This is a genomic window from Paenibacillus sp. DRB1-1 (assembly GCF_052119485.1).
Taxonomy (GTDB): Bacteria; Bacillota; Bacilli; order Paenibacillales; family Paenibacillaceae; genus Paenibacillus; species Paenibacillus polymyxa_B.
Genome location: NZ_JBODQH010000001.1, coordinates 284,125 through 297,005 on the forward strand (window position 1 = coordinate 284,125; position 12,881 = coordinate 297,005).

The 12,881-nt window shown below is 46.3% G+C and carries 11 protein-coding genes; all 11 read right to left on the minus strand.

Annotated features, from left to right (window positions below; genetic code table 11):
* Nucleotides 1-74: 74 nt before the first annotated feature.
* The gene (locus tag ACQW03_RS01215; RefSeq protein ID WP_441947914.1) at nucleotides 75-2,753 is read right to left on the minus strand and encodes a DNA translocase FtsK 4TM domain-containing protein; all 2,679 of its coding nucleotides are present in this window, start codon (nucleotides 2,751-2,753) and stop codon (nucleotides 75-77) included.
* A gap of 103 nt (nucleotides 2,754-2,856) precedes the next feature.
* Nucleotides 2,857-3,069 (minus strand): YlzJ-like family protein, encoded by a 213-nt coding sequence (locus ACQW03_RS01220; RefSeq protein WP_023988229.1) that lies wholly within the window; start codon nucleotides 3,067-3,069, stop codon nucleotides 2,857-2,859.
* Nucleotides 3,066-3,914, minus strand: coding sequence for a ClpP family protease (locus ACQW03_RS01225; protein WP_441947916.1), 849 nt, complete (start codon nucleotides 3,912-3,914; stop codon nucleotides 3,066-3,068). Before ACQW03_RS01225 ends, ACQW03_RS01220 begins: the two co-directional genes overlap by 4 nt.
* A gap of 229 nt (nucleotides 3,915-4,143) precedes the next feature.
* Entirely contained in the window at nucleotides 4,144-5,823 is a 1,680-nt protein-coding gene (locus ACQW03_RS01230; RefSeq protein WP_013309942.1) for a ribonuclease J, read from the minus strand.
* Between the two features lie 350 nt (nucleotides 5,824-6,173).
* Nucleotides 6,174-7,055, minus strand: a complete 882-nt coding sequence (gene dapA / locus ACQW03_RS01235) for a 4-hydroxy-tetrahydrodipicolinate synthase (protein WP_220031143.1) — start codon at nucleotides 7,053-7,055, stop codon at nucleotides 6,174-6,176.
* A 39-nt stretch (nucleotides 7,056-7,094) separates the two neighbouring features.
* Complete coding sequence (gene dapG, locus ACQW03_RS01240; protein ID WP_013309940.1) at nucleotides 7,095-8,312, minus strand: aspartate kinase; 1,218 nt, start codon at nucleotides 8,310-8,312, stop codon at nucleotides 7,095-7,097.
* A 23-nt stretch (nucleotides 8,313-8,335) separates the two neighbouring features.
* Nucleotides 8,336-9,373 (minus strand): aspartate-semialdehyde dehydrogenase, encoded by a 1,038-nt coding sequence (locus ACQW03_RS01245; protein WP_013309939.1) that lies wholly within the window; start codon nucleotides 9,371-9,373, stop codon nucleotides 8,336-8,338.
* Between the two features lie 135 nt (nucleotides 9,374-9,508).
* On the minus strand, nucleotides 9,509-10,102 hold the full coding sequence (locus ACQW03_RS01250; protein ID WP_025720896.1) for a dipicolinate synthase subunit B: 594 nt from the start codon (nucleotides 10,100-10,102) through the stop codon (nucleotides 9,509-9,511).
* The gene (gene dpsA / locus ACQW03_RS01255; RefSeq protein ID WP_025720898.1) at nucleotides 10,099-10,998 is read right to left on the minus strand and encodes a dipicolinate synthase subunit DpsA; all 900 of its coding nucleotides are present in this window, start codon (nucleotides 10,996-10,998) and stop codon (nucleotides 10,099-10,101) included. Before dpsA ends, ACQW03_RS01250 begins: the two co-directional genes overlap by 4 nt.
* 184 nt (nucleotides 10,999-11,182) lie before the next feature.
* Nucleotides 11,183-11,629 carry a dUTP diphosphatase gene (gene dut / locus ACQW03_RS01260; protein ID WP_441947920.1) on the minus strand — a complete coding sequence of 149 codons (447 nt, stop codon included), beginning with the start codon at nucleotides 11,627-11,629 and terminating at the stop codon, nucleotides 11,183-11,185.
* Entirely contained in the window at nucleotides 11,607-12,872 is a 1,266-nt protein-coding gene (locus tag ACQW03_RS01265; protein ID WP_071640532.1) for a M16 family metallopeptidase, read from the minus strand. The genes dut and ACQW03_RS01265 overlap by 23 nt, the downstream gene beginning before the upstream one ends.
* Between the last annotated feature and the right edge of the window lie 9 nt (nucleotides 12,873-12,881).

Here is a 12,881-nt window from a genome sequence, read left to right on the forward strand (position 1 = left end):
TTGGAGTTGTCATATTAGAACAACCACCATGCGAACAAACAGCGTTTTAATGTAGTGCTGGATAGAGATAATGCTTAGGAACTAACTTTATTTTGCTGATATTGCTCCATTGAGATAAGAACCTCACGGGGCTTGCTGCCCTCGTAAGGGCCGATGACTCCGCGAGCTTCCATGGAGTCAATCAGTCGAGCAGCACGTGTATAACCGATCCGCATACGGCGCTGAAGAAGCGAAACGGAAGCTTGTTTAGCCTCTAAAATGATGTTGACAGCCTGATCGTACAGCTCATCCAGCATTTCATCTGCATCACCCGATACCTCTTCCACCTCCGGCACTAGCGTTTCATCATACTGCGCTTCACCCTGTTCACGTACATAGTTAACAATATTTTCGACTTCTTGATCGCTCATGAACGCTCCCTGAACGCGGACTGGTTTAGAAGCACCCATCGGCATGAACAGCATATCACCACGTCCGAGTAGCTTCTCGGCTCCGCCCATGTCCAATATGGTACGGGAGTCTACCTGCGAGGAAACGCCGAAGGCAATACGTGAAGGAATATTAGCTTTAATCACCCCGGTAATTACGTCAACCGAAGGTCTTTGTGTTGCAATGATAAGGTGGATGCCTGCTGCACGCGCCATTTGGGCAAGTCGTGCAATCGCATCCTCCACATCTCCGGCAGCTACCATCATTAAATCTGCCAACTCGTCCACAATAACGACGATGTAAGGCAGAAATGCATCCGGGTTATCTTTCATCAGATTATTATAGCCCTCAATATTACGGGTTCCTGATTTGGAAAATAACTCATATCTTTTTTCCATTTCAACTACAATTTTCTTCAATGCAAGTGAGGCACGCTTTGGATCAGTCACGACCGGAGCCAACAAATGCGGGATTCCGTTGTACACGTTCAACTCCACCATTTTAGGATCGACCATCAAAAATTTGACCTCATCCGGCTTTGCTTTGTACAAAATACTCGTGATGATCCCATTGATACACACTGATTTACCCGAACCTGTTGCCCCAGCCACAAGCAGATGGGGCATCTTGGCCAAATTACCAACAATCGTCTGTCCTGCAATATCGCGTCCGAATGCAATGGATAAATTGGAAGTTGACTCCTGGAAAACGGTTGTCTCCATTACCTCACGCATCGTGACAATGGAAACTTCATTATTCGGAACCTCAATTCCGATAGCAGATTTGCCAGGAATCGGAGCCTCCATACGGATATCTTTGGCAGCAAGCGCAAGCGCAATGTCATCCGTCAGACTCACAATGCGGCTAACCTTCACTCCAATGTCCGGCTGAATTTCATAACGCGTTACGGCAGGGCCACGGACAACCTCCAGCACCTTCGCACGCACACCAAAGCTTTCCAGCGTTGCTTCCAGCTTGCGTGCTGTTTGCATGTAATCCTTTTGTCCCATACCTTTGCCTGTGTTTTGTGGTTTAGCAAGCAAACGAAACGATGGGAGCTTGTACGGTTTAGGAGGCGGCGGAGCCGGAATAGCTGTATGGGTACCTTCAGCCTCTTCGCCTGCAACCCCAGTTGCAATCGTCTGAGCTTGTCCCTGAGCACCTTCTAATGCCCCCTGGATCGTTGTCGAATCATCCATATCCGTATTGGCATTGGCATCCACAAAGTCATCATCCAGGGATTCATCAATAATGGAAGTTGTCTGCTCTACCCCTGTCAGTGACTCTCCAAATTCAGCTTCCGGTCTTCTTTCCTCATGCTTTACTTGTTCGAAGAAATCCCTAATAATGGGCGACCTCTTTACCGGAATTGCAGCTTCCTGCTCAGCGTGTTCGACTACGTCAGACAGCTCTTCACTCTGGTTTCCGTTTCTCCACTGGGCCTGCGCGTCCTCAGCTTCATATGGAAGATCATGATCATCCTTATCCGTATCGACGGAATGCTCCCCCTTGTCCGCTTTATCTGAATTTTTGAGACCAAACAACTGAAAGAAAATCGGTTGTTTGCGTGCAGGAGGCTGCATTTCGTCAAAGTCATCATCCATGTCTTCCTCATAGGCAGGAATCGGCTCAGACTTGATTTTTCTATTTCCACTACCTTTGCTAGATGCCGAAAGCGGAGTAGCTTTACCAGTCCATTTTTTGCGCACGCTTCCCCCGACTGTCAGCAGCTTGGTCTTTACAATCCGTACCAAATCCACATAAGACAGTTGGGTCATCAGCATGAAACAAATGACGAACATAACAATCATGATCAGTTTAGCTCCTGTGAGACCAAACAGCCACAACAGAACAGTAAGCTGCAATGCGCCTACATACCCCCCGCTGATATCCTTGTTCAGCATTGAGGTATGGCCCTGCTGGTCAGGCGACAGCAACTGCTCACGCATATCTATATGTATTTGGGTCATCACTCCGCCCGGCTGAAGCGCGTTGATAGGCCCCAAACGCTGCTCCATAGATGAAATAGAACTCATAAGTGTAAAGGCAAATACCAACAGGAGCAAACCCGTTTTACGCGAGTTCCACTGGTTCGGCCACTTGCGGTGAATCATCACCATCAGACCATAATAAATGCCAATGAGAGGGATAACAAAATAGAATTTCCCCAGTACGAGCCCAAACATCTTGGATAGCGACCGACCAACTGCCGCTTCACCCGACAACGCAATGACCGCTAATGTAATCAGCACAATGCCGTAAATTTCAAATTTTAGAACTCCGCCAAATGCGGCTTTCTTTTTTCTTTTTCTTCTTCTGGACATACAAGGTCACCCCCCAGAAGAATATTATACCACGTCACCCGGTATCCGCACATATGTTCTTTTTCATCAGTAAATGACCTATTTCTATACTATTCGACACCTTCTACGACCACTCGATGACTTGACCTGGTCCATAACGCGGATTCAGGTAGGCTTCCAGCGGACAGTCCAACAACCGTACAATGATCCCCCGACGACTTTCAAGCGGCTGTACCTGCATAAGTAGACCGTCTACCCGAACCTCTGCAAGCTCCTCAGCCTCTTTCCACATCCCTTGCCATACCATTTCCATTGGCATCACAGTATATAGTGTCATTGAGGTAGCTCCCCGCTATGCTCCCCTGACAGTGTCTCTGTAGGAGCTCCTGTGGCACTGGGAGAAAAAGGAGCATACGGAGCCTGCTGTTGAATCCCAGCGATCCCGTTTTGCTGACGCCGCGTTTCAATAATGGCGTTCAGCTGTTTTAAAGCCTCTCCGATACCTCCAACCGCGTCCATCAATCCATACTTCACTGCATCGGCTCCCCCAACCGCTGTACCAATATCGCGGTTTAACTCACCGGTTTTAAACATCAGTTCCTTAAACTGCTCTTCTGTAATACGAGAATGAGAAACGACGAAGCGTACAACACGTTCCTGCATTTTTTCCATGTATTCAAAAGTTTGTGGTACTCCAATGACCAGACCGTTCATACGAATGGGATGAATGGTCATCGTCGCACTCTCCGCAATGTAGGAATAAGTGGAAGACACAGCAATCGGCACACCTATGCTATGCCCCCCACCTATGACAATAGTCACCGTTGGTTTACTCATCGATGCGATCATTTCAGCAATAGCCAGTCCTGCCTCTACATCACCACCAACTGTATTCAGCAAAATCATTAATCCTTCAATACGAGGATTTTGTTCTGCCGCTACCAACTGGGGAATAATGTGCTCATATTTTGTCGTTTTGTTTTGAGGCGGTAAAATGAGATGCCCTTCAATCTGACCGATAATCGTCATGCAAAAAATATTGGACTCGCCTCCAGGCATGGAGGTTTGACCCAGTTGCTGCAAAGCCTCCATAGCAGGTAAAGCGGGTCTTTGCCCAATTTCTGGTTGATTTGGCGCTTCCGTTTCCTCGTTGCCAGATGTTAGATTGCTGTATTGTTCCATATGGGTGATCTCCCTTTCGCTTTACGCATCTATATGACCCGTATTCACCCTATAGTATGGGATGAAAATGGAATATTTTATACCCTCCTCCATGCTTTTCCTTGTCCCGCAAAATCAAAAAAGCCTCTCCTCCCGCGGAAACCGTCCAATATTTCCTGCGGGAAGAGAGGCGACTGTGTGCCTGTGACTTAAGTTTTTAATTCAGGTTTTTGAACAAATTTCAATTGAATCACACTTCCATTATAATTGGCAGGATCATCGGTCTGCGACGAGTTTGCTCATACAAGAAGCGACCTAGTGCATCCTTGACATTTGTCTTGAGGGAAGCCCATTCATTTACATTTTCACTCATGAGCTTATGCAGTGTACTTGAGACAATACGATTCGCTTCATCCAGCAAACCTTCCGATTCACGGACATATACGAAACCGCGGGAAATGATATCTGGTCCGGATTTAATCGTTCCGTCTTGCTTGCTCAGCGTAACAACAACCACCAAAATACCGTCCTGTGACAGCAATTTGCGGTCGCGCAATACGATATTTCCTACATCTCCTACGCCTAGTCCATCGATCAGTACGTTACCTGCTGTAACTTTACCAGCTCTGCGTGCTCCACCATTTTGAATTTCAATGACTTCACCGATATCCGTGATGAAGATATTTTCAGGCTCAATACCTACGCCTTCAGCAAGAAGAGCGTGACGACGTTGCATTCTGAACTCACCATGAATTGGCAAGAAGAATTTTGGTTTCATCAGATTCAGCATCAGCTTGAGTTCTTCCTGGCTTCCGTGTCCAGAAACGTGAATACCTGGATTAGCTGCGCTGTAATATACATTGGCACCCAGACGGAACAGTTCATCAATTGTGCGTCCAACATATTTTTCATTACCTGGTACCGGAGTAGCTGCGATGATGACTGAATCACCTGGAAGAATGTCAACCTTTCGATGTGTGGAACGAGCCATTCTTGTCAAAGCGGACATCGGTTCACCCTGACTGCCTGTGCAGAGAATAACTACACGATCCGCTGACATTTTGCCAACTTCTTCAGGCTCAATCAGCATTCCATCTGGGATTTCCAAATAGCCCAAGTCCGAAGCAATACCTACGACATTAACCATGCTTCGACCAATAACTGTTACTTTACGTCCCGTTGCTTCAGCAGCATTAATTACCTGCTGAATACGATGTACGTTAGAAGCAAAAGTGGCTACGACCACACGCTGTCTAGACTTGCGGAAAATGTCTTCCAGGACAATACCAACGCTCTTTTCCGAAGGTGTAAAGCCCGGTTTCTCGGCATTTGTACTGTCTGACAAAAGAGCCAGTACGCCACGTGTGCCAATTTCAGCCATACGCTGCAAATCTGCATATTGTCCGTTCACCGGAGTATGGTCAAATTTGAAGTCACCTGTATGAACAACAGCGCCTTCAGGAGTATCAATACATACACCTACAGAATCCGGAATACTATGGTTGGTTCTGAAGAAAGTTGCTTTTAATGTGGAACCCAGCTTGATTTCGGAATCAGCATTGATCAAAATACGTTTGGTTTCACCAAGCAGATTCGCTTCCTTCAGCTTATTTTCCACCAATCCCAGCGTCAATTTGGTACCATATACTGGTACATTCAAATGTTTCAACACGTAAGGCAAACCGCCGATATGGTCCTCGTGACCATGAGTCAGCACAATGCCTCTTACTTTGTCGCGGTTCTCTGTAAGGTAGGAAATATCAGGAATAACGATATCAATGCCCAGCATGTCCTCTTCCGGGAATTTCAGACCGGAATCCACCACGACAATGTCATTGCCGTATTGAACGACATACATATTTTTCCCGATTTCACCGACGCCGCCCAAAGCGAAAATCATCAATTTATCGTTGTTTGTTTTTTTAGACAAATGAATCTAAACCTCCTATGGTAGTTGGACGTCGTACCTTGATTTGTTTATTTAATTTTCAAAAAAATACCGCACCCAGTCACTTGACCCCATTATACATGATTAAAATAAGAAAAAACAAGTCATCCTGTTCGTTACGCTAGGTTTCCCATTGCCGTCTGAAACCATTAGTATCTGTCATTTTATCTACATGCATGGTTAAAAGCACAGCAAAAAGGACGTCCTATAAGAACGCCCTTCACGCTGGAGAACCTTGTCAGACAATAAACCCTATCGGTTTTGTACCTACCGACTGCCCTTAACAAGGATACTCCTTAGTATTAATTAACAGCTTACATTCCTATTTCTCTTTAGCGGGTAAATAATTTCTTAATAAATTCCGCTTCATCCTCAGTTGGAGGAATGAGTGGCAACCGAACCGAACCTACCTTAATCCCCCGTAATTCCAATGCATATTTTACTGCCACCGGATTAGGAAGAGGATGAGGACACCCAAACAAACCCTTGAAAATCGGGAACAACTGCTGATGCAACTTTGCTGCCTCCTGCGAGTGTCCTCCTACAAGTGAATCGATCATCTGCTTCATTTCAGCACCTACCACATGACTCGCTACGCTGATAATACCATAAGCACCTACAGCCATAGCAGGCAACCCAGAAGCATCATCCCCGGAATAAACCAGAAAACCTTCTGGCGCTGCCGCTGCAATCTGTGTGACCTGCGCAAGTGATGCACATTCTTTGGTTCCCACAATGTTCGGAATTTGTGCAAGACGCAGCGTTGTTTCAGCTGTTAGACTCGCTCCAGTACGGCTTGGAACATTATACAGTATAGCTGGAAGGGATGTGGAGTTTGCAATACATTCGAAATGCTGATACATCCCTTCCTGATTCGGTTTATTATAATATGGCACTACCAGTAGAACACCATCTGCTCCTGCCTGCTCCGCGGCACGGGTTAGATGAATGGAGTGACGCGTATTGTTGCTTCCAGTCCCGGCAATAATTTTACATCGTCCAGCTGCTTTTTCTACAACAAATGCAAACAACTTGATTTTTTCATCATCGCTCAGGGTAGGAGACTCCCCTGTTGTTCCAGATACAACAAGTGACTCTGAGTGCTGTTCTTCTATTAAGTAATCAATCAACGAGGACAATGCAGTCCAGTCAATCTCTCCTTGCGAATCAAAAGGTGTCACCATTGCGGTAATCAATCTGCCGAAGTTCACCATGCTGCCTCCTTTTTGCAAGTCCGAGCACGGACAATGCGCCTATTGATGGAGTTCAAATTTATTATGCAATGCGCGTACAGCCTGCACCATGTCTTCTTTTTTAACAAGTACCCAGATCGTTGTGTTGGAATCTGCGGATTGAAGGATCTGTACGTCTGATTCTGCCAATGCCTCCACAATCGTCGCCATAATGCCCGGTACCCCGTTGATACCACCGCCTATGACAGAAACTTTAGCACACCCGGCCAGTATCTTAGGTTCTAGACCCAAACCGTTCAATACTTCAACCGCTTTGCTTCCATCATGATCGAACACAGTATAAACTGCCCCCGATGGAGTTACGTTAATAAAGTCAACGCTGATTCCATGTTCAGCCATAGATTTGAATACTTGTAATTGCAAGTGCTCCAAACCCGGCTTTAATTCAACATTAATCTGAGTGACATTGCCGACATACGCAATACCGGTCACGAAACGGTCTACGATGTCTGCCTGCACGTCTTTAAAGCCTTCCGGGTGGGTAACTAACGTACCTTCTCCTTCGGAGAAGGTAGAGCGAACACGGACCGGGATATTAGCCTGCATGGCGATTTCAACAGCACGAGGATGGATAACCTTTGCTCCCTGATGAGCCATATTGCAAATCTCCGTATAGCTAACATGTGTAAGTGGCTTTGCATTTTCCACAATGCGCGGATCGGCGGTTAATATACCATTCACATCCGTATAAATATCAACCATATCCGCATGTAGAGCAGCACCCAGAGCAGTAGCTGACGTATCGCTGCCTCCCCGACCCAAGGTAGTCATATCACCGTCTGCTGTTTGTCCCTGAAAACCTGTCACAATGACAACTCTGCCTTGGTTCAACTCTTCAACAACACGGTCTGGCTTTATATCCAAAATACGAGCATTGCCGTATTGATCATCCGTAATAAAGCCCGCCTGTGCCCCAGTTAGCACCGTAGCAGGAATACCTTCCTTCTCCATCAGGCTGCATAATGTAGCAGCAGAAATGATTTCACCACAGCACAGCAGTAAATCCCGCTCGCGCTTCGGAAGACTGTCGCCGTTAGACGCCGCCCAATCCAGCAGCGTGTCGGTGGCATAAGGCTCTCCTTTTCTCCCCATGGCCGACACAACAACAACCAATTGAAGATTTTGTTCCAGCTCCCGCTTCACATGTGCCAGCACAAGTTGACGTGCTTCAGGTGTGGACAGCGAGGTTCCCCCAAATTTTTGCACCAAAATACCCATTATTCTTCCCCCATATCGGAACGTTACTCCGCGTTTGCAGCAATAATTTCCGCGATTTGCACCGCGTTCCATGCCGCTCCTTTGAGCAGATTATCGGATACAACCCACAAATTCAATCCACGGCTATTGCCCAAATCACGGCGTACACGCCCCACAAATACGTCAGGTTTTCCAGCAGCTTCGGATGCCAGTGGATAAAGCTGAGCAGCAGGATCGTCCACTAGCGTTACTCCCGGTGCCGAAGCCAGCAGATTGCGGATTTCTTCTAAATCATAATCTTTTTTAAGTTCTACATATACAGATTCCGAGTGACCGTATACAACAGGAATACGTACACACGTTGCTGTTACGTCCACAGATTCGTCACCCAGTATTTTTTTCGTTTCACGTACCATTTTCATTTCTTCCAGTGTATAACCATTGTCCTGGAATTTATCGATTTGCGGGATAGCATTGAAAGCAATCTGATGCTTTACTGGCAACGAGCCTACTGGCAACAGATCAGGCTGAACTTCATCACCGTTAAGAATCGCTGCGCTTTGACGATTCAATTCATCAATAGCTCGGCTTCCAGCCCCGGAAACGGCCTGGTATGTGGATACTATGATACGAGAAATGCCATACTGATCATATAATGGTTTCAAAGCAGCCACCATCTGAATGGTGGAGCAGTTCGGGTTCGCAATAATTCCTTGATGCTCGGCAATCTTGTCGCTATTCACCTCAGGCACTACAAGAGGAGCTGTCGGATCCATTCGGAATGCATTGGTGTTGTCAATGCAAACTGCCCCATGACGAACAGCATGCGGCGCCAATTCCTTACTTACGTCTCCACCTGCACTAAACAAAGCAATGTCGATTCCTTCAAAGCTGTCGGGGGTAGCAATCTCTACTGGAATTTGCTGACCTTTAAAGCTAATTAACGTGCCGGCAGAACGAGGCGAAGAAAGAAATTTGATTTTGTCCACAGGAAAATCCCGTTTTTCCAGCAGATTTACGATCTGTTCTCCTACAGCGCCTGTCGCTCCAACGACAGCTACATTAAACTTTCTATTGCTCATCTGGTGTATCTCCCCTTCTCGACTAAAAAACCATTTTTTATTCTGAAAGCATCCACCGCCAACAAGAAATTAGACCCGATACAATATCGAATCATTCTTCTAGGCGATTGATGCTCAGCAGTTAACTATAGTACTTCATGGGGTCTTGCGTTCCACAATCATCGGCTGAAGCTGTTTGCCTTGCAATGCTTCATAAGCTGCCTCCGGAATCAACTCCATGTTAGCTACAAGCGAGTTCGGCTTTTTAACTGGATTGTCCTGTCCGAACGGCACAAAAAAGATATTTTTGGCTACGAGTAATTTGGCGATATTGGCAGCATTTAGACCCAGTCCATCATTAGTAGATATGGCTAAAAGAAGTGGACGACCGTTGCGCAATTGCGCCTTGGCAGCCATCAAAACCGGACTGTCTGTCATCGCATTCGCTAACTTACTCATCGAATTCCCCGTCAAAGGTGCAATCACTAGCACATCAAGTAGTTGGGAGGGACCCAGTGGCTCAGCCTCCACAATTGTAGAAATGATATCATTCCCTGTTATATCTTTCAACTGTTTTTGCCAACTTTGCGAAGTACCAAAGCGAGTATCCGTTGTTAGTACTGTATTGGATATAATAGGAACGACCTTCGCACCCTCATCAACAAAGCGCTGTATAACAGGCATTACCTCTTCAAATGTGCAATGTGAGCCTGTAATTGCATAACCTACTGTTTTCCCTTGCCAACTCATTGTGCATCCCCCCGATCAGGATTATCTTCCATTAACAACTGCACCAGCGTATTCGCTATAATGGCACCAGCAGTTTTGGGAGCAACAATACCGGGAAGACCAGGGGCAAGCATAGCCTTGATTCCACGCTTTTCCGCATAACGGAAATCACATCCGCCCGGGGCGGAAGCAAGATCTATAATCACGGTGCTCAATGGCAATTTAGACAGGATTTGCGCTGTGATAATCATAGAGGGTATTGTATTAAAAATCAAGTCAACTCCCTTTGTCTCATGCGCTAAATCCCTTGTCATAAAAGGCTTCCAACCCATTTCCACGGCTCTCGCTGCATCCTCTACCCGCCGTACTCCAACCTTCACTCTGGCTCCCAACCCCTGTAGTGCCCTTGCCATGGTAAATCCAGTCCGTCCCATGCCTAGAACCATACAATCTGCACCGTGAATCGTAAAATCGGTATGCTGAATGGCCATCATCAGTGCGCCTTCGGCCGTAGGTATAGAGTTGTATATGGCCACATCATCTCTCTCCAGCAGCTCTACCAGCTTTAACTCATGTCTGGTACAAATTTCTTTTAAGTACGCCCGCGCCATCCCTGTATACACAACACAATGCGGTGGAAGAGCAGCAGCATGCTCATTCAGAAACTGGAGCTTCTGTGCTCCAAAAAGTGCATTTACGTTGCCTTCCTCATCGCATCCCACCACCGGCAAAATCAGTGCGTCTGACGATTCCAGCAGCTTGACAGACATTGGTTCTAGTGTCACTCCTTTGAGTGGTACTTCAAGCTTGTCAAAACCGACCACACTGACGGTAGCATCCATGTCCACACATTTGCGGATTACCTCAAGCTGCCTCGCATCGCCACCCAAAACAACGACGCGTATTCCTGTTAGCATCCGGATCACTCCTTTCCGAGACACGATATGCTTTTAGTCTATGCGAGTGCCCGGAGAGGGGTGAAAAAACACAAAAAAAGCCGCCCCTTTATGAGGCGACCTTTATTTGCATGCTTACTCTTAAGCAAGTAAATTTGAAGATTTTACAAAATAGACATTCGTACATCGCAAACCAAGCATAGCCTCAGCGTCCTGTATGGCCAAAGCCTCCAGCACCACGCACTGTTTCCGATAATTGGTCTACTTGTTTCAGCTCTACCTCAGGTACAACCTGAAATACCATTTGTGCAATTCGCTCATTGCGCGTAATCGTGAACGATTCCTCGCCCAAATTAATAAGAAGTACCTTAATCTCCCCACGATAATCCGCATCAATCGTTCCCGGTGTATTGAGACAAGTAATACCATGCTTAAGAGCCAGTCCACTTCGCGGACGGATTTGTGCCTCCAATCCCGCTGGCATAGCTATTGCAAATCCAGTTGGAACGAGGCAACGTTTGCCGGGTTCCAGTACCAGATCTTCCTGTACTGCTGCATACAAGTCAAACCCTGATGCAAGCTCTGACATTTTGCGGGGCAGCTCAATATCTTCATTGCCCGCGAGTCTGTTAATTTCCACGTAAGTTAACAAAATAGTCCCTCCTCATATCCTTTACCGCTGAATCACTCGCTCCCACCATCGACAGGGCAAACGGCTCCGAAAACATACGATCCAGCACTTTGTTCACATCATTTGCCGTCACTTGTTCGATATGTTCGATCATTTGATCCAACGTATAATGCTGACCAAGCATCAATTCATTTTTTCCAAGCCGATTCATCCGGCTACCTGTACTTTCAAGGCTTAAAATCAAACTTCCTTTTAATTGCTCCTTACCTTTACGCAGCTCATTAGCGTCCAAACCGTTGACAGCCACATCTCGTAAAAGCTCCAGCGTCAAATCCAGCACGTCCTTTGTTTGCTTAGGAGCCGTACCTGCATAGATCGTGAACATACCACTGTCCGCATGGGAGCTATGATAGGAATAGACCGAATAAGCCAGTCCACGCTTTTCCCGAATTTCTTGAAACAAACGTGAACTCATGCCGCCGCCGATAGCGTTATTCAGCAAAACCATAGCATACTGGAGTTCGTCACCCGTTGCAAATCCAGGCAGGGATAAACAAATATGATTTTGCTCCGTTGCTTTCTCATGATACAACAGCTCACCGTTAAACGCAGGTACTGTCAGCGGCGAAACGGTTCCATGATTATCAAAATGTCCAAAATGTCGTTCCAACAATTCTACCAAGCGATCATCAACATTACCAGCCACACTGATAACTGTATTGTCAATTGTATAATGCTCCCTCATATAATGGCTGAGATGTGAGCTATTCATAGCAAGCAGGTGATCTTCGGTTCCGAGAATCGGATAAGCCAGTGGATGTTCACCATAGGCCGCGCGTGATACAAGATCATGCACCATATCATCCGGTGTATCCTCGTACATGGAGATTTCCTCCAAAATCACATTCTTCTCTTTTGCCAATTCTTCCTGATCTAGTTTAGAATTAAAAAACATATCAGACAGCACATCAACTGCAATCGGTAGATGCTCATCCAACACCTTGGCATAATAGCATGTATATTCCTTCGAAGTGAAAGCATTAACATTTCCCCCGATGGCATCGAATTGCTCAGCGATTTCCTTAGCGTTAAAACGCTCTGTTCCTTTGAAAAGCATGTGTTCGATAAAATGAGAAATACCGCTATTGTCCGGCGTTTCATTCCGGGAGCCGGTTTTAACCCAGATACCGAAAGAAACAGAACGCACGGTTGGAATTTTTTCAATGACCACTCTTAGGCCGTTTTTGAGTTGAATTCTTTCCACGATTGGCCC

Coding starts and splice junctions, on each gene's coding strand:
- ACQW03_RS01215 (WP_441947914.1), bottom strand. CDS start 2,753: ATGTCCAGAAGAAGAAAAAGAAAAAAGAAAGCCGCATTTGGCGGAGTT.
- ACQW03_RS01220 (WP_023988229.1), bottom strand. CDS start 3,069: ATGACACTATATACTGTGATGCCAATGGAAATGGTATGGCAAGGGATG.
- ACQW03_RS01225 (WP_441947916.1), bottom strand. CDS start 3,914: ATGGAACAATACAGCAATCTAACATCTGGCAACGAGGAAACGGAAGCG.
- dapA (WP_220031143.1), bottom strand. CDS start 7,055: ATGGTGAACTTCGGCAGATTGATTACCGCAATGGTGACACCTTTTGAT.
- dapG (WP_013309940.1), bottom strand. CDS start 8,312: ATGGGTATTTTGGTGCAAAAATTTGGGGGAACCTCGCTGTCCACACCT.
- ACQW03_RS01245 (WP_013309939.1), bottom strand. CDS start 9,373: ATGAGCAATAGAAAGTTTAATGTAGCTGTCGTTGGAGCGACAGGCGCT.
- ACQW03_RS01250 (WP_025720896.1), bottom strand. CDS start 10,102: ATGAGTTGGCAAGGGAAAACAGTAGGTTATGCAATTACAGGCTCACAT.
- dpsA (WP_025720898.1), bottom strand. CDS start 10,998: ATGCTAACAGGAATACGCGTCGTTGTTTTGGGTGGCGATGCGAGGCAG.